The organism is Moraxella sp. CTOTU48717 (assembly GCF_032057165.1).
GTDB classification, from domain to species: Bacteria; Pseudomonadota; Gammaproteobacteria; order Pseudomonadales; family Moraxellaceae; genus Faucicola; species Faucicola tetraodonis.
Genome location: NZ_DAMBBC010000006.1, coordinates 37969 through 55247, shown reverse-complemented (window position 1 = coordinate 55247; position 17279 = coordinate 37969). Strand labels below are relative to the sequence as shown.

Annotated in this window: 15 protein-coding genes and 1 tRNA gene; 7 read left to right on the top strand and 9 right to left on the bottom strand. The window is 45.8% G+C overall.

Annotated features, from left to right (window positions below):
- Positions 1-10 precede the first annotated feature (10 nt).
- Positions 11-409 (top strand): FKBP-type peptidyl-prolyl cis-trans isomerase, encoded by a 399-nt coding sequence (locus RT084_RS05190; RefSeq protein WP_100274308.1) that lies wholly within the window; start codon positions 11-13, stop codon positions 407-409.
- The gene (locus RT084_RS05185; RefSeq protein WP_286130682.1) at positions 390-626 is read left to right on the top strand and encodes a DUF1653 domain-containing protein; all 237 of its coding nucleotides are present in this window, start codon (positions 390-392) and stop codon (positions 624-626) included. The genes RT084_RS05190 and RT084_RS05185 overlap by 20 nt, the downstream gene beginning before the upstream one ends.
- Before the next feature lie 104 nt (positions 627-730).
- Here the strand turns inward: RT084_RS05185 and RT084_RS05180 are convergent.
- Together RT084_RS05180 and RT084_RS05175 are read right to left on the bottom strand one after the other, a co-directional pair.
- Positions 731-806 (bottom strand) — tRNA-Phe (locus RT084_RS05180).
- A 112-nt stretch (positions 807-918) separates the two neighbouring features.
- Positions 919-1317, bottom strand: a complete 399-nt coding sequence (locus tag RT084_RS05175; RefSeq protein ID WP_007116574.1) for a hypothetical protein — start codon at positions 1315-1317, stop codon at positions 919-921.
- Between the two features lie 98 nt (positions 1318-1415).
- Between RT084_RS05175 and RT084_RS05170 the strand changes: the two genes are divergently transcribed.
- From RT084_RS05170 to RT084_RS05160, 3 genes are all read left to right on the top strand, one after another.
- The gene (locus tag RT084_RS05170; protein WP_409418420.1) at positions 1416-1985 is read left to right on the top strand and encodes a type IV secretion protein Rhs; all 570 of its coding nucleotides are present in this window, start codon (positions 1416-1418) and stop codon (positions 1983-1985) included.
- 191 nt (positions 1986-2176) lie between these two features.
- Positions 2177-3853 (top strand): phosphoethanolamine transferase, encoded by a 1677-nt coding sequence (locus tag RT084_RS05165; protein WP_312384946.1) that lies wholly within the window; start codon positions 2177-2179, stop codon positions 3851-3853.
- 110 nt (positions 3854-3963) lie between these two features.
- Positions 3964-4725, top strand: coding sequence for a PAP2 family lipid A phosphatase (locus RT084_RS05160; RefSeq protein WP_312384945.1), 762 nt, complete (start codon positions 3964-3966; stop codon positions 4723-4725).
- 80 nt (positions 4726-4805) lie between these two features.
- Here the strand turns inward: RT084_RS05160 and lolB are convergent, their stop codons facing one another.
- On the bottom strand, positions 4806-5486 hold the full coding sequence (gene lolB / locus RT084_RS05155; protein WP_312384943.1) for a lipoprotein insertase outer membrane protein LolB: 681 nt from the start codon (positions 5484-5486) through the stop codon (positions 4806-4808).
- Between the two features lie 260 nt (positions 5487-5746).
- Positions 5747-7630 carry a tetratricopeptide repeat protein gene (locus RT084_RS05150; protein WP_313097879.1) on the bottom strand — a complete coding sequence of 628 codons (1884 nt, stop codon included), beginning with the start codon at positions 7628-7630 and terminating at the stop codon, positions 5747-5749.
- Between the two features lie 558 nt (positions 7631-8188).
- Here RT084_RS05150 and hemA point away from each other — a divergent pair.
- The gene (gene hemA, locus RT084_RS05145; protein ID WP_313097876.1) at positions 8189-9547 is read left to right on the top strand and encodes a glutamyl-tRNA reductase; all 1359 of its coding nucleotides are present in this window, start codon (positions 8189-8191) and stop codon (positions 9545-9547) included.
- Between the two features lie 143 nt (positions 9548-9690).
- Entirely contained in the window at positions 9691-12369 is a 2679-nt protein-coding gene (gene glnD / locus RT084_RS05140; RefSeq protein ID WP_313097875.1) for a [protein-PII] uridylyltransferase, read from the top strand.
- An 85-nt stretch (positions 12370-12454) separates the two neighbouring features.
- Here glnD and RT084_RS05135 read toward each other — a convergent pair whose 3' ends face one another.
- The 5 genes from RT084_RS05135 to panB form a co-directional block, all read right to left on the bottom strand.
- Positions 12455-13687, bottom strand: a complete 1233-nt coding sequence (locus tag RT084_RS05135; protein WP_227716703.1) for a sugar transporter — start codon at positions 13685-13687, stop codon at positions 12455-12457.
- A 179-nt stretch (positions 13688-13866) separates the two neighbouring features.
- Positions 13867-14376, bottom strand: a complete 510-nt coding sequence (gene yjgA, locus RT084_RS05130) for a ribosome biogenesis factor YjgA (RefSeq protein WP_007116564.1) — start codon at positions 14374-14376, stop codon at positions 13867-13869.
- Positions 14377-14427: 51 nt separating this feature from the next.
- Positions 14428-15303: an RNase adapter RapZ gene (gene rapZ / locus RT084_RS05125; protein ID WP_203171219.1), complete on the bottom strand. Its 876-nt coding sequence runs from the start codon at positions 15301-15303 to the stop codon at positions 14428-14430.
- Between the two features lie 2 nt (positions 15304-15305).
- Complete coding sequence (gene panC / locus RT084_RS05120; RefSeq protein ID WP_203171218.1) at positions 15306-16250, bottom strand: pantoate--beta-alanine ligase; 945 nt, start codon at positions 16248-16250, stop codon at positions 15306-15308.
- 19 nt (positions 16251-16269) lie between these two features.
- A complete protein-coding gene (gene panB, locus RT084_RS05115) occupies positions 16270-17151 on the bottom strand; it encodes a 3-methyl-2-oxobutanoate hydroxymethyltransferase (RefSeq protein ID WP_203171217.1) in 882 nt (293 codons plus the stop codon).
- Positions 17152-17279 lie beyond the last annotated feature (128 nt).

Here is a 17279-nt window from a genome sequence, read left to right as displayed (position 1 = left end):
GAAAATAAATATGACAAGTAAACTGCAATTTCAGGACCTAATTATCGGCACAGGTAAAACTGCCGAGCGTGGGGCACTGATTACCGCGCATTACACGGGCTATCTGCCAGATGGCACGGTATTTGACTCATCGCATCACCGCGGGCAACCCTTTGAAGCTGTGATTGGCACAGGGCGGGTGATTAAAGGTTGGGACGTGGGCGTTTTGGGTGGCGAATACGCGCAAAAAATCGGCTATCAAGCCCAAGTTGAAGACCCTGCCAATCTCATAGCCATGCAAGTTGGTGGCAAGCGCAAACTCATTGTGCCAAGTCACTTGGCGTATGGTGAGCGCCAAATCGGAAAAATCCCGCCAAATTCAGACTTAACCTTTGAAATTGAATTATTGGATGTCAAAACTCGTGATTGAGATTACATTGGGTATTTATCAGCACTACAAAGGCAATCTGTATCAAGTGCTGCACATCGCCAAACATAGCGAAACTGAAGAGGAGTTGGTCGTCTACCGTGCGCTCTACCAAGCGTATGGGGTTTGGGTGCGACCGCTTGCGATGTTTGCCGAAACGGTGGAAGTCAATGGCGAAGCTGTGCCAAGATTTAAGCTGATAAAACCGCTAGACAGTTAAGTTTGGCGGTAATTGATAGGGGGCAGTGATACAAAAATGACCGCTAACAAAAAACCCCAAACTAATAAGCTTGGGGTTAATCGATTTATACCTAAGACAAATGATGGTGGCGTGGGGCAGGATCGAACTGCCGACACACGGATTTTCAATCCGTTGCTCTACCGACTGAGCTACCGCGCCATGTTTGTCAGCATCAGTATTTGAGCGGCTATTAAACTAAAAATCGCCAAAGGTGTCAAGCACTATTTTAAACTTTTTGCAAAAAGTTGCTAGTAACTGGCAAAATACTCATTTATATCAACTCGTACATGGCTAAAATACGATGAATTGCGCCGCAGCCCGGTACAAACTTGGTATTGCCTTTTTTGCGCTCAATGTCAGTGACTTGTTTGACAAATTTGGGGGCAAGACCGCGCCCGCGATTGGCAGGATGTAGTACGATGTACTGTAGCAAGCGGCTAGACTCGATGCCTTCATTAAAGCAGCCCATCGCGGCAATCGGTTTTTCATTAAACATCCCCAAATACAGGATATCACCCTTGGCAAAGGCCTTTTCAAAAAACGCCACAGCATCACGACCTGTCGCAAACTCAGGCGAGCTGTCGTACAATTTTTCCACCCGCAATTTGAGTTCAGGGTCGTCAATGCTGTTGTTTTCAAAGTTATTGATGGCAACGGATTCTAATGGCATAAAGCCCTCCTTGTTAATTAGCTCACGTTTTAATTAGCGCATGTTGATTTAGTATAAAATAGTCACTAGGATACCAACAAACTTATAATTGTTATTCCGTGTTTTTTGCTAAAAATAAAAGCTTGCAAGGCGTTGGTCAGACCTTGGCAAGCCGTGATGGTTTTTTGGTTAACCAAATCTTGGATAAACTCTGTGAAATGATAATGTGTTTTTCAAAACAACCTGCTCGATGCCGTCCACTAACGGCGGGCGAAAAAGCCATCGCGGGTAGCGTATTTGGTGATACGTTACAGCTTGATAGTATACGCCTAAAAACCGCATGGTGGGTGCTCAAAGGCTATGCGGTCAGTCCCAATGGTCATGTGTATTTTCATCCAGCAGATTTTTGTGATGATTTTAGCCAGCAAAATATCTATCTGCGCGCGTGGCTGGTGCATGAATTGACTCATGTCTGGCAAATCCAACAAGGCGTTAAGGTGTTTCGCCGCGCCCTGCTCAATCGGCGCTATAGCTACGAGCTGCAAGCCAATAAGCCATTTGGTCGTTATGGCATAGAGCAGCAAGCGCGTATGGTGGAAGATTATTATCGAAAACGTGAGCTCAAACAGGATTATGAGCCATTACTCGCCTTTATTCCGTTTGCCAGTTTACAGCCTGCCACTGCCTAGCGCTATCAACTCTCTGTGTCGCTGTCACTACCTAATGTTTGTAGCGATTGCGGTGGTTTTTTTAGCATAATTGCTTGATAGATGGGTGTCTTAAGGTTCAGTTAAGCTAAATCTGTATGATAGCCTCATCCTAAATTTGGTTATTATATAATGGCTATTTTTTGGTGCATTTAGATAAGGTAAGTAATCGTATGTCAGTGAATAACTCTCGATGGTTAGCATGGCGTCAACAAGGTATTAATACTAAAGGTGTTAGTACTCAAGGTGTCAATGCTTATGTGATGATGGGTATTGTCGCGCTATTTTTGACCCTAACCGCCAATATTACTTTCTTTGATAAAGCCACGGCAGTCTATCCGTTTGCCCAGCATATTGGCTTTATAGGCTCATTGCCGTTGGTGCTATGCGGTGTGATGCTACTGGTTATTGTGCTGCTTAGCTATCGTTACACCCTTAAAGCGGTATTGATTTTTTTGCTATTGACCGCGGCAGTCACGGCATATTTTACCGATACCTATGGCACTGTCTATGATGTCAATATGCTACAAAATGCGCTACAAACCGATAAAGCAGAAAGCGCTGATTTGTTTAACGTCAATTTTATCTTACGCATTTTATTGCTTGGGGTATTGCCTAGTGCGTGGGTGGCGTGGAAAAAGGTCACATTTCCGCCCATTAAGCGCAGCATATTGCAGCGCGGCTTGACGTATTTGGTCAGCATTGGCTTGGTGGTGTTACCGATTTTGGCGATGAGTAAAAATTACGCCAGTTTTTTCCGTGAACATAAACAGCTTCGTAGCTATACCAATCCTGCCACCCCTGTATATGCACTGGGTAAACTTGCCAGTATACAGCTCAAACAAGCACAGGCACCCAAAACCCAAATCATGCATGCAACCGATGCGGTGCAGGTGAGCAACCCCACCACCCGTAAGCCAAAGCTGGTGGTATTGGTAGTCGGAGAAACCGCGCGCGGCGACCATGTGCAGCTAAATGGGTATAACCGAACCACCTTCCCGCAGATGGCAGCGACGGCTGGGGTAACTAATTTTAACCAAGTCATCGCCTGCGGTACCTCAACCGCTTATTCGGTGCCCTGTATGTTTAGTTATGTCGGTATGAAAGACTACGATGTGGATACCGCCAACTACCAAGAAAACGTACTTGATACCTTACATCGCCTAAAGGTCAATATCTTGTGGCGTGATAACAACTCAAGCTCAAAAGGCGTCACTAATCGTTTGCCCGCGGCAGATTTTGTCGATTATAAAACCGCGCGCAACAATACGATGTGTAATACCAACCCCTATGGCGAGTGCCGCGATGTGGGTATGCTAGTAGGCTTAGATGACTACGTCAAACAACTAGCTAACCAGAATACGCTTAACCAGGACACCCTAATTGTGCTGCACCAAATGGGTAATCACGGACCTGCGTATTTTAAACGATATGATAAGCAATTTGAAAAATTCACCCCAGTCTGCCAAAGCAATGAACTTGCCAAATGCGACCCACAAAGCGTGATTAATGCCTTTGACAATGCGCTACTTGCCACCGATGACTTTTTGGCAAAAACGGTGAACTGGTTAGACAAATACGACAGCACCCACCAAGTAGCGATGCTGTATGTCAGTGACCACGGTGAAAGTCTGGGCGAAAACGGCATCTATTTACATGGTATGCCTTATAAAATCGCGCCTAAAGCGCAAAAACACGTCGCATCGATGTTTTGGGCAGGTAAGCACTCAGGCATTCAAGCAGTGCCATCTAATACTGAGCTCACCCATGATGCTATTACCCCAACTTTGTTAAAACTGTTTGATGTGCGTGCGCAAACCGTACAAGGCAAACCCTTGTTTATCAAGTAAAGTTATCCAGTAAAGCCATTTGGGTAATTAGAGCCATTTAAGTAATGTTAGACATAACAAGTGTGTCCAACTCCAGTGACAGTGACGGCAAGATAGATGGTTCAAAATAGATGATTATACAGATCGCTAAATTAAAAAATTTTGCCAGTAGGCAGACCGTGCTCGGACTGGTGCTGGCGATTATCTTTACGCTAACGCTGGAGCACAGCGCCATTGATGTAGCCATCAGTCAGTATTTTTATTCCCCCACAGATGGCTGGCTGCTTGCCAAAGAGTCACTACTCCCTAACTTAATTTTTTATACCATTCCCAAAAGATTATTAATTGCGTTTGAAATCTATATGGCAATCGCATGGCTACAACGCTACTTATTACAACGCCGCGCATCAAGTCACTGGCTTGCCAAGCAACAGGCATGGTTTAAGCCTTTTAGCCCACTATCACTGACTGAAATGGGCTATCTATTCGTCGTGATGGTGTTGGTACCTTTGATTATCGCATCGCTTAAAGGGGTGACGCATGTGGTGTGTCCCAATCACTTGCAAATTTTTGGCGGTGAATATCGCTATCTCACGATACTAGAAGACATCCAAGCCGGCACCCGCTCAAAATGCTTCCCTGCAGCGCATGCTAGTGCTGGGTTTGCCCTGTATGCTTGGGCGTTTATCCCAAGTCTTTGGCACAAGCGCTGGCAAATCGCAGCGATGGTGACGGTGATAGCTTGGCTAATGGGTGGATATAAAATGTTGATAGGTGACCATTTTTTAAGTCATACGCTGGTATCTATGAGCTTGGCATGGGGCATTTGCGCGGCAGTGGCATGGGCTTGGTGTCGGTTCTACGCCAAAGCCGAATCCGCAAAAAATTCATAATGCTAACAGTTCATCGTATAAAAGCATAAAGGTATAAAAAAGCGTTGAGGAATACCCCACGCTTTTTTTGGGTGTCATGACTAGCTTAACCGATTGATGGTCATTACCACTTTATAGCCACCCGGATGACTGGCAGTTAAGCGAGAAGGCAGTTTATCGTTACTGTTGCTATAGCTAAAGGTGGCTGTCCAATCGCCATTTTGGGCACTCACTAGGCGATTAGTGCTGTCTTTTTTATCATTAGCATCACTGGGTGCTGGCTGCCCTTGAATCCAGTAAGGCAGCTGTGAGATGGGCGCTTGCCAACCGGTTGCACGTAATAGCAATTCTTCAGGGGTAGCGGCATTGATGGTACCTTTTTCGTTGGTTAACGTCGCAGATTGACCATTGTAGCTGATTTTGGTTTGACCCGCATTCATCGCACCGGCAATCTCAATGGCAAAGTTTTGACCTTGCTGTGTCCAAATATAAAACGCGCTGCCTGCCTGCTGCGGCGTGGTCATGCCAATTTTACCATTGATGGTAAATTGCGCGCTTGGTAGCGTACTTGCAGCCGCTTGCTCAGTAGATGTGGTCGATTGCGCCGTGGCTGTTTGGGTATTGACCACAGGGGTTGTCATCCCTGTGGCGACAGGTTTGGTTGTGATGGGCTTAGTTGTTGCCTGTACTGACTGACAGCCTGTTAGCAGCATACTACTGATGCCCAAACAGGCAATACTTAACCCCGTGACTTTGCTGGTGACCGCTGGTAATAAATGCATAATATCCTCAAATGTTAATCAAATTTGTTAATCAAGTTTTCATCAAATGTTAACTGGTTTTGCTCAAGTATGATTGTTTAAAAAACCGATGGGTAAACTATAAATAGCCATTGTTAAGCCTGTTTTGCTTAACTGCTCAAATTGGTGAAAAAGCGGTTGTTATTTATCTCTCGTTTTCCTGCCATTTACCTACCACTTATCTGCTTTACAAACCGTCATTGCTCGCTAGTCGTCATGCTCAGAGACGATGTTAGGCAATGCTATTGTAGATTTTCGGGTTGATAACCGAGTTCATTAACTAAGATTTGGTTGATGCGAGCCGCTTCTTTTTGGTTGCCCAAATTTAAGTAGGCTTGTTGCAGCAGCAAGCCGCTAATCACATCGGGTACGATATCAAAATTATCTGATAACAGACTAATGACGGTGGCGTTATTAGCCTGATGCAGCGCTTGTTGCGACAGTATTTGCCGCGCCTTTAAACCGACTTCTTTGTCATTGATTAATGCCGTCAGTATGGCGGTCACTTCTTCATTATTTTGTTTTAAATTGACCAAGGTTTGCGCATATTCGAGTTGATAATCCACGTTTGCCGGTGCAAGTCGAATCAACTCTTTTAACAGTCGCAGTTTACTGACGTCATCATCATCGGGCAGTAACAATACCTTGGCAAATAAAATATCGGTATTATTGGGTAAACTGGTTTGCGCGCTATTAAGCAAGGCTAACGCTTGCGCGGTTTGGTTATTTTTTTGCAAAATGTTGGCTTGCATGATGTAGCTTTGCGGTGCAAAACTGTCAAATTGCTCCCGTAATTTGACGCTACTGGCAATCGCTTCCTCAAAACGACTTTGCGAGATTAATAAATTAATCTGTTGCTGTCTGGCTTTGAGCACCAAATCAGGTTGCATCACTTTGCCATAGTAGCCAATCGCATCATTGAGTAGGTTCTGGCGTTCGGCACTGACAGCCAAATAATAATTGGCTTGGTCCTTAAAGTTGGGGCTGGCAATCAACGCTTTGAGCAAGCGATCTGCTGCGGCGTATTTTTTTAAATCAATACCCACCAAAGCGGCCAGTAGTTTGATTTCTTCATCTGCCAAAAACTGCTGATTAGTACGGGCATTGAGCTGTTGCCAGACCTGCGCGCTTTTGCCTTGCTTTAGCATATAGCGAATTTGATAGACAAATAGCGCTTTATTGTCAGGCACGGTTTTACGCGCCTGCGCAATAAACACAATCACTTGATTACTGGGCGATAACGCTTGCAGAATATCTGCTTTTAACGTCAAAAAAGCCGGGCTTTTTGGGTTGGTTTTAAGCGCCCGATTAATCGCCACTAACGCGGCTTTGGGCTGTTGAAACTGTAGCAACAGACCTGCTTTCATGACCAGTAGTGAAGGGTTGTTTTTGATGTCTAATCGATTGAGCGTAGCAAGCAATTCAGCTTGGTCACGGGTTTCCGTGGGATAAATCCCAATCAAAATCTGACTTAAATCAGCGTCAGGATCGTACTGCAAAATTTGATTGAGCTTTTCACCGGCTAATTCATACTCGTGCGCTTTGAGTGCCAAATGGGTCACATAAAAAATCGCCGGCACATGGTCAGGGTTTTGCTGTTGCCAGGCATTGGCAAAAGCGAGTGACAACTGTGGCGGTTCATTTTGTAAAGATAAACCCAGTGCGCGTTCAAATACCGGGGCCGCATCCGCCAAAAAAGACTGCTGCTTATAGGTCGCTAACGCCTGATCGATACGACCGCGATCTGCGGCAAACTCTGCCATCAAAATCGCATACAGGCTGGGCTGGCTAACAGACTGATTCACAGACTGACTAGCAGATGCAAAATTTGCCTCCGCACTAAAAACTGCTGGGCTAAACAATAAGCTCGCCAACGTGAGTGTAGTCGCGACTACATTTTTGCCTAAAGCGGTAAAAGGTTTAAATACATCAAGCGGCTTTAAGTTAGATTTCAGATTGGGCTTTAGCTTGACAAAAAGTTGGTGCGGTGTTGATAACTGCATCGGTAAATCAATCGATAAACAATAAGGATTGACATATTTCGACGCAAAAAAGCGTGGATTGAGGGGACAACCACGCATAGCACAACAAGCCGATGAAATAACCGCTGGAAACAACTTTCGCATTTAGCTCGCTTGGACAGTAACGTACCTAAAAATTACAGTCAGTATTACAATCAGTGACAAGTAAGATGTAACAAAATGTTCATGATAAAATTGAATTATACGGCTTCAACTGGTCGAACTATGTAGAATTATGGTTAAATCGTATGAGTAAATAGCAACCAAACGAGCAGATGTGGCAGAATTAAGTAAAAAAATACCATAATAGCTCGAATGACTGTTCAAAATGCTAGGCATGCTAGATAAGGTAATGCTTTAAATTGTAATGCTTTAAAGCCTGGCTAAAGAATTTCCCTGAATCAAAAAAGCAGGATGTTTTTCATTTTTTATTAGCAATGGTATAATAATCCACTTTTCTACTTTACTTTTATTAAGTGGTTATTATTAAGTTGCTTTAAGTTTGTTTATATTGCCACTTTTCCCCCTGTGTTATCAAGCATGACAAACGTCGATAGACTGATATAGGCTGGATGTCGCTTAGCTAGCACACTTAGCTAGCAAACTTGGGTTCACAAAAATCGGCTTTGATAAACGCGGTCATTTTTAAGGTCATTACGTTATATGCAGCTTCTGGTTATTGGGTTAAATCATAAAACAGCGCCAGTTGCCATGCGTGAGCAATTGGCGTTTGCTGCTGAAGATTTGCCGATTGCCCTAGATTCGCTCAAAGCGATCACCCAAGGCGCGGTGATTTTATCGACCTGCAACCGCACTGAAATCTATGCCCTAGCCCCTGAAGGACAGACTCTCACTAGCACGATGTCACAAGTGATTGAATGGCTAGCGGCTTTTAAAAACACGCCCATGCAAAAAATCGCGCCACACCTGTATCAATATCAAAATAACCATGCACTGCTACATTGGGTGCGGGTAGCGTCTGGGCTAGACTCGATGATTTTGGGCGAGCCGCAGATTTTGGGACAAATCAAACAGGCGGTGCGCCAATCCCGTGCCAAAGAAGGTATCTCGAGTAAGCTTAGCTGGGTGATTCAGCAAGTATTTGCCGCCGCCAAACAAGTGCGTAACGAAACGCGGGTAGGCTCACAAGCGGTATCGTTAGGCTTTGCCGCGGCCAAATTGGTGACCCAAATTTTTCAAAAACCTAGCAACAACACTTTGCTGGTGGTCGCGGCAGGTGAGATGAATCGGCTGGTTGCGACCAATATTGCAGGTTTAGGTGTCGGCAAAGTCATCATCTGTAATCGTAGTCCTGAGCGTGCCGCGCTGCTCGCCTCTGAGCTTGAAACGATTGTGCCGCACATTGAGATTACCCCGCTTGATCAATTAGCCAGCGTGTTGCCGCAAGCGGATATTGTAACTAGCTGTAGCGGTAGCCTATATACCTTGATTGATAAAACCATGGTGAAACAGGCGTTAAAACAGCGCCGTCATCAGCCCATGTTAATGATTGATTTGGCAGTCCCTCGCGATATTGAACCTACCGTCAGTGAGCTAGATGACGTGTATTTATACTCAATTGATGACTTGCAACATGTGATTGCAGGCAACCTTGAACAGCGTCGCCAAGCGGCCGTAGAAGCAGAATTATTGGTGAGCCAAATCGTGGTGGCGATTGAGCGCAAATACTTGGTGCGCCAAGTGGGTCAGGATATTCAGCAGTACCGTGAGCAAGCCAAACACCATGCGGATATGATTTTAAGCCAATCTTTACAGCAGCTTGCCGATGGTCATGCAGCCGAAGCCGTGTTAACCGAACTGACCCGTAAACTCACCCAAACGTTAACCCATGCACCGTCCAAACTATTGCGAGAAACGGCTAGCGAACAGCCCGTAGAAACCGTCAATTTTGTCGCACAACATCTGACCCATGCCTTTCGCAAAGACAAATGCCCCTATCTTACCCATAACAACACCCTGCTTGATGACGAGCCAGCGTCACCATCTTTTGACAATCAATAATTTTCCTATCGCTGAGCTTTTAAGCCCAAGTTTTTAAGCCTAAGTTTTCGCTACAAGCGGCGGCTAGCTTTTTTGCATCAAATTTGTAATACTTAAAATTGCTCTGCTAACTCTGATAACAATGGCGTCGATTAGGATTTGCTATGTTTACTTGCCCACCGATACTACCGTATTTTACCCCACTGCCTGCGCTTAGCCTGCAAGGCGAAGCCAATCTTGGCATACCCACTTGGTTAGCAGCAGTGGAAGCGGACTTGGATAAGGCGTTGGCATCTGGCACACCGATTCGCCAAGTCGTCATGGGGCGCTGCTGTGCGATTGATAGCATGATGGAAGCCTTATTTGAGTTGTATGAACTCGATCAAACCGATTTGACGTTGTTTGCCACAGGGGGGTATGGGCGTGGGGAATTGCACCCGTTTTCAGATGTGGATTTATTGCTGTTAAGTCCCAACCCGATTGATGAGGCCTTGAACCAAAAAATTTCGCCGTTCGTCGCCAAGCTTTGGGATATTGGGATTGATCCTGCTTTGGTGGTGCGCTCTGTTGAAGAGTGCGATGAGGCTTGTCACGATGATATCACGGTCGCAACAAGTCTGTTAGAAGCACGAATTTTGGCGGGCAATGTTGCCCAAGCTGGGTTGCCGATGCAGCTACTCAATAAAAACTGGTCACAAACCAAGTTTTATGAGGCCAAAATGGCAGAAGCTAAAGAGCGCTATCTTAAACATAATTCGACGGAGTATAACCTAGAGCCTGACCTTAAAAACGCGCCAGGGGGCTTGCGAGATATTCATACTGTCGGCTGGATTAGTAAGCGCTATTTTCGCGTGACAAACTTGTTTGGACTGGTGCAGCAAGAATTTATTACCGAAAAAGAATTTGATGAGCTGCAACAAGCGGAAGATTTTTTGTGGTTGATTCGCCATCATCTGCACAAAATTGCCAAACGCAATGAAAACCGTGTTTTATTCGACTATCAGCGCCTGATTGCTGAGCGTATCGGTTACCGTGACAATTCGCATCCCAATGCCGCAGTCGAGCAGTTTATGCGCGATTATTACCGCTATGCCATGTCAAACTCAACATTGTCTGAAATGCTCACCCAGCACTACTATGAAACGTTGATTGAAGCGCGTCTACCCGATGAACAGCGCCCCGTGCGTAAGGTGATTAATGAGCGCTTCAAACTGGTCGGTGATCGCATTGCGGTGACGCATACCCGGGTATTTGCCCAGCATCCGACCGCGATTTTAGAAATGTTTTTGTTGATGGGTCAGCAAAATATTCGCCATATTCGTACCCGCACGCTACGGATTTTGAAAATCGCCGCGCGAGGCATTGATGAGCATTTTCGCAATGATCCCGCCAACAAAGCCATGTTTATGGACAATATCAAAGAGCAAAATTTGCTATTTTGGCGACTGCGAGTCATGAAGCGTTATGGCGTGCTAGGTAGTTATCTGCCTGCTTTTGGGCAAATTACTGGGTTGATGCAATATGACTTGTTCCACCGTTATACGGTGGATGCCCATATTTTGATGTTAATACGTATGTTGCACCGCTTTACCGATGACAATTATGTTGATACCTATCCGCTTGTCAGTGGTATCTACCGCCGTATTGACCGTAAAGAGATGCTGGTGTTGGCAGCGATTTTCCATGATATTGCCAAAGGTCGGGGCGGTGACCACAGTGAACTTGGCGAGCAAGATGCCATCAAGTTTTGCTTGTCACATGGCTTGAGCCAAGCCGATGCCGAGCTTGTCGGCTGGTTGGTGTCTCAGCATTTATTGATGTCGATGACCGCGCAGAAAAAAGACATCTCTGACCCCGAAGTTGTCGCAGAATTTGCCGATAAAGTCGGGAATGTGACTTATTTGAATTATTTGTATGTGCTTACCGTTGCCGATATGAATGCCACCAACCCACAGCTTTGGAACAGTTGGCGCGCAACCTTGATGCGTCAACTATATACCCAAACCCGCCGTATCCTGCGAGCTGATATCGATGCGCCGATGAACCGCCAAGACATGATTGCCAGTAACAAGCAAAGCGCCCGTGATTTGCTAGCGGGTGATAATGGCTTGGCTGACATTGAAAGCTTGTGGGATGGGCTAGGGGAAGAGTATTTTTTGCGTGAAGTCCCAAGCGATATTGTTTGGCATTCTAAAGCCATCATGGCGCATGATGAGGTACAAAAACAACGCACAGAGAGCGAGCAACCTGAGCCGCTGATTATTTTGCGTGAACATCGCGAGTTGGCACTCGATGCCGTGCAAGTATTTATCTACACCCATGACCAATCCAATTTATTTGCGGTGACCATGACCGTGTTTGACCAAATGGATTTGGACGTACTCGATGCGCGCGTCATCACCGCCTCGCGAGATTTTGCCCTAGATTCTTACGTACTGCTTGACCGACATGGCACACTGCTCACTGATACCGAGCGCCAAACTGAGCTCGTTGAGCGTCTAAAACAAGCCTTTACTAGTCCAACGCTGCCTGAGGTGGCGCAGCGACGCATGCCCAGACAGCTCAAGCATTTTCATGTGCCCACCAAAGTGTCTTTTAGTTTTAACCCGCAATCCAATCAGCATATGATGATTTTGGAAACCCTTGACCAGCCAGCCTTGCTTGCGCGTGTGGGGCAGGTGTTTTTGGCGCATGATATTGAAGTGCATTTTGCCCGCATTACCACATTGGGTGAGCGCGCCGAAGATATGTTCTTTATCACTGACCATGAAGACAAACCGCTATCGGATGAGCGACTAGAAAAACTCAAACAGGCATTGGTAGAAACGCTGAATATCAGTTAACTTGTCAGTGGAAAAATTCGGTGGCAAGCAAGCCCAATCGTAAGCCTAAGTGCAAGCCCAATTACAAGTAAGCTACTGGGTTTGATTACTTTTGGTTGCGCGCCAAATACACCATTAGGCAAACCATGGCAATGAGCGCGATACCTGCCCCTACATAACCCACCATCGCCAGTCCTAGGCTGGCAATCACCAATCCACCGACGAACGCGCCGCCGCCGATACCAACGTTATAAATTCCTGAAAAAATTGACATCGCTACATCAGTGGCATTCGGCGCAAGCTGCAATACGCGTAGCTGCAAAGCAAGGCTAATCGCCGTAATTGCCAAGCCCCATAGCATCGCTAAGGCAAGCCATAAGATTGGCACATGGGGCAGCCAAGCGGATGCCAACAACGAAAACAGCAGCGTTGCCATCGCGCTAATCAAAAACGCCCGTGGAAAACGGTCATAAAAGTGCCCAAATAGCCAGCTCGCTAGCAACCCTGCCACCCCAAAACTCAGCAAAATCACTGTGGCAAATTGCTGACTAAACTGACTAATCGTCAGCATATAAGGCTCAATATAACTGTATGCTGTAAAGTGTGCCGTCACACATAGCACAGTGAGTGTATAGACAGTGAGCAAGGGAATATTATTAAAAATACTGGGTAGACTTGCGGCTGAGCCGACATCTTTGCTCGGCAGTTTTGGTAAAATCCACCACACCATAATCATTGCCAAGAGCGCAGCCGCGCCAATCGTACCAAACGTCATCCGCCACCCAAGCCACTGCCCAATCATCCGACCCAACGGCAGCCCAAGCACCGTCGCCAGCGCGCTACCCATCGACAATAGCCCCAAGGCTTTGGTTTGACGATCTTTGGGCGCCACACGCACCACAAGGCTTGCGGTAATTGACCAAAACACCGCATGCGCTAGCGCAATCAATGCCCGCCCAACCAGCAGCATGGCAAAACTTTGCGCCATCACCGACACCGCATGCCCTCCGATAAAGATAACAAATAATGCTATCAATAGCTTACGGCGTTCGATACGGGCAGTGACAAGCATGGCAGGGAGCGACAAAATAGCCACAATCCAAGCATAAATGGTTATCATATGCCCCACCGTTTCTACCGGCATGGCAAAGCTATGACCAATGTCAGACAGCAGCGCAATCGGCACAAATTCGGTGGTATTAAAAATAAATGCCGAAATCGCCATGACAATCACGCGCCACTGGCGAATTTGGTTGGGATAGTTGGGATTGGACTGGGTGTGTTGACGTAACTGGTGAAAATGACTCATTGCGGACAGGATGGCTAAGGCTGATGGCATACCTTAGCGGCTCACTCTATAAAATAAAAGCAATTTTACGTTATTTTATGATGAAAATAGCTTTGGTAGTAAAAAATCGACTCATAGGCTAGCGCGCCAACCCCAACTCACCAAAAAAGCAATACTCACTAGCCAAGCCACATAGGGATAAGGGGTTAGAAAACTGGCAGTCAGTCCGACTATTTACCTTTGGACAAAATCGCCACTTGGCGAATATAAGTGTGTAAATCAGCCACACTCTCATTCATCAATTCATCATCTTGGGTGTATTCGGCATAGGCAATCCAAATCAGCAGCTGCTTGATAGTGTTGAATTCACTGTCAAAAAAGGTTTTGGTAAATTGTTTTAAGGTATTGTCATCTTGCAAATTTAGGCGCGTTTGCCAACTTTCAATTTTGGCTTGTTGCTCAGGGCTAAAGGTATGGCGAAATAAAAATTCGACAATCGCATGCGGTTCTTCTTCAGCCAGCAATTTACCCAAACGCTTAATGTGACGTTTACGTGCTTCATGGCTAGTAATATCGGCAAGCTGCAGCAAGTCATCCAAAAAAAACTCACTGGCAGGCAGTGCCTTCATTTGTTTTTTTGACAAATTGGCAAGTGGCTCAGCCAGTCGCTGTAGGCGCTCATGGGCTTTTTTTAGTTCGGTACGGCTAACCGCCATATCCATTTCAGCAAAATTAATCATTTATCAATCTCAAAGTTATCAATCATAAGTACAAAGTTGATTCAGAACGCACTACCAGCGGTTTTTTTCACGGTGCTTGATACGTACTACCATCTCTTTGGGTAGCGATTGGGTCAGTGACTCGCCCAACTTTTCTGCGATATACACAGAGCGGTGTTTGCCCCCAGTACAGCCGATAGCGATGGTCACGGTATGGCGATTATTGTGCAAAAAAGGCGGTAACCATTTTTTAAAAAAAGCGATAATATCATTCGCCATGTCATCTACTTCACTGTAGTCATCAAAAAATGCTTTGACATCATCATCTAGCCCTGTCTGGTTGCGCAGTTCAATCTTCCAATGGGGGTTTGGTAGGGTGCGCACATCAAAAATAAAATCGGCATCAATCGGTGCCCCATATTTAAACCCAAAGGATAAAATATTGACGGTTACCGCATTATCCACGCCCAAATGATCGCGGATGACTTCTTTGAGTTGGTGGATATTAAGAAGGCTTGTGTCAATTTTGATATCAGCGCGGATGGCAATCGGCTCTAAAATATCGATTTCTTTTTTGATGGCATTGGGTAGATTACCCGATACCGCCATTAACGGATGCAGACGGCGCGTGGCGTCAAACCGTGCCACCAGGACGCTTTCTTGGGCAGTCACATACAGTATTTTAATCGCCGGTTTGCTATAAGTCTCTATGAGCTTATGATAAACCTCGGCAAACCGCGATAAGTCCGCTTGTGGCGAGCGTACATCGATACCAATAGCGATTTTATAAATTTGGCTGTCATGTACAAGTTTATCAATGGCACTAGCTACTAGCGAGAGTGGCAAATTATCAATTGGATAATAGCCAAAGTCTTCCATGATATTGAGAACCGATGTCTTACCCGAGCCTGAACGTCCTGAAACAATGATAACTTGTAGCGTTGACATAGTTAATCCTTTACAGATGCGGTGGTAGGTTGTTGATTAAAATCGCTAGCTGATGGCTGATTTAGTTCCTGATTCATTTCCCGACTAAATTCTAGGTTATCTAAAAGCCGTGTTTTCTTGCCCAAAAAAGCGGCGGTCAAAATTACCAAGTCTTTATCAGTGGGCTTCGGCGGCTGTAATAAGCGATTTTTAACTTCCAAATAATCCACTTTAAAGCCTGAATCAGCCACCGTCAGGCGATTTAACTTATCAATTGCGCCGGCAATAATCTTGTCAAAATCGGCAAAATTGGCAGTTGTTAACTCATTGGCAAGCTGTTGCAAGCTTTTTTGCAAGGTGGGGGCAAGTTGACGTTCTGCTTCGCTTAGGTATTGATTGCGAGACGATAATGCCAACCCGTCATAAGCACGCACGATATCCACCCCGACAATCTCAATCGGGAAATTTAGCTCAGCGACCAACTGGCGGATAATGGCAAGTTGTTGATAGTCTTTTTTGCCAAAAACAGCGATGTCAGGTTGGACGATATTAAACAGTTTGCTCACCACCAAGCCCACGCCATCAAAGTGGGTGGGGCGAGTGTTGGCACACAAGATTTTGCTAATATCGCCTGACAGCACTTGCACGTTGTTAGGGTAGGTCGGGTACATTTCTTCCACGCTTGGGGCAAATACAAAATTTGCCCCCGCCTCGGTAAGTTTTGCCACATCGGCCTCTAGCGTGCGTGGGTAGGTATCAAAGTCTTCACCCACGCCAAATTGGGTTGGGTTAACAAACACACTGACCACCACGATATCGGCAAGTTCTTTGGCTTTTTTGACGAGTGTCACGTGACCGCTGTGCAAATTGCCCATCGTGGGGACCAGCACTATCTTTGGCGCTGCCGCTTGATGGCGTAAAGGGTTTAAGGTGTCACGTAATGCGCTGATGGTATGAAATACTTGCATTGTTTTGCCTTTATGATTACTAAAAACTATGGGCTGGCGTTGGGAATGTACGCTCTTTGACCGCTTTATGATAGGCTTTAAACGCCCCGGTGATATCTTTGGTTTCGTTATGCTCGTCGGTCAAAAAGTCTTTGACAAATTTGGCAGGTTTACGGGTATATACCCCAAGCATATCGTGCATGACCAGCACTTGACCATCACAATCCACGCCCGCACCAATACCAATCACTGGCACAGGGAAAGTGTCACGCACTTTTTTGGCAAGCTCAGCAGGGACACATTCGAGTAGTAAAATGGCGGCGCCTGCTTCTACCACTGCTTGACAGTCAGCCATGAGTTTTTCCGCTTGGGCATCGGTTTTGCCTTGTACTTTGTAGCCACCAAACACATTCACTGATTGCGGCGTCAAACCTAGATGCACGCAGGTCGGCACGCCGTTGTTGGCAAGCACTGATACGATTTCGGCAAGCTCGGCACCGCCTTCGATTTTGACCACATGCGCGCCTGCTTGCATCACCGCTTGGCTGGCATCGAGTGCGCGCTCAAGCGTGGCAACGCTCATAAAAGGTAAATCACATAAAATCAGTGCATGACTGTTGGCACGAGCCACGTTTTGGGTATGATACACCATGTCTGCGATCGTCACCGGCAAGGTTGAGGTTTGTCCTTGCACCACCATGCCAAGGCTATCGCCAATCAAAATGGTATCAATCCCTGCAACTTGCATGGCTGCTGCAAAACTGGCGTCATAACATGTCAAACACGAGAACGTCTCGCCATTGGCTTTGAGTTTGTTTAAGGTGGACAAAGTCACAGGTAATTTAGGCTTGGTCGTCGCTGCGGCAGATGTTGACTCAGTTGTTGAATCAGGGTTAGATTCTAGGTTGCTAACGTAGCTCATGCGGTTTCCTTTAAAAAGCAAGGTTAAAAGAATCAAGGGTAAAAGAAGTAAAGCTAAAAGAAGCAAGGGCAAAAGAAACAGGCAAAAACAAGAAATAGGAAAAACAAAAAACGTTACTTTATCAATGG

Coding starts and splice junctions, on each gene's coding strand:
- RT084_RS05190 (WP_100274308.1), top strand. CDS start 11: ATGACAAGTAAACTGCAATTTCAGGACCTAATTATCGGCACAGGTAAA.
- RT084_RS05185 (WP_286130682.1), top strand. CDS start 390: ATGTCAAAACTCGTGATTGAGATTACATTGGGTATTTATCAGCACTAC.
- RT084_RS05175 (WP_007116574.1), bottom strand. CDS start 1,317: ATGCCATTAGAATCCGTTGCCATCAATAACTTTGAAAACAACAGCATT.
- RT084_RS05165 (WP_312384946.1), top strand. CDS start 2,177: ATGTCAGTGAATAACTCTCGATGGTTAGCATGGCGTCAACAAGGTATT.
- RT084_RS05160 (WP_312384945.1), top strand. CDS start 3,964: ATGATTATACAGATCGCTAAATTAAAAAATTTTGCCAGTAGGCAGACC.
- lolB (WP_312384943.1), bottom strand. CDS start 5,486: ATGCATTTATTACCAGCGGTCACCAGCAAAGTCACGGGGTTAAGTATT.
- RT084_RS05150 (WP_313097879.1), bottom strand. CDS start 7,630: ATGCGAAAGTTGTTTCCAGCGGTTATTTCATCGGCTTGTTGTGCTATG.
- hemA (WP_313097876.1), top strand. CDS start 8,189: ATGCAGCTTCTGGTTATTGGGTTAAATCATAAAACAGCGCCAGTTGCC.
- glnD (WP_313097875.1), top strand. CDS start 9,691: ATGTTTACTTGCCCACCGATACTACCGTATTTTACCCCACTGCCTGCG.
- RT084_RS05135 (WP_227716703.1), bottom strand. CDS start 13,687: ATGCCATCAGCCTTAGCCATCCTGTCCGCAATGAGTCATTTTCACCAG.
- yjgA (WP_007116564.1), bottom strand. CDS start 14,376: ATGATTAATTTTGCTGAAATGGATATGGCGGTTAGCCGTACCGAACTA.
- rapZ (WP_203171219.1), bottom strand. CDS start 15,303: ATGTCAACGCTACAAGTTATCATTGTTTCAGGACGTTCAGGCTCGGGT.
- panC (WP_203171218.1), bottom strand. CDS start 16,250: ATGCAAGTATTTCATACCATCAGCGCATTACGTGACACCTTAAACCCT.
- panB (WP_203171217.1), bottom strand. CDS start 17,151: ATGAGCTACGTTAGCAACCTAGAATCTAACCCTGATTCAACAACTGAG.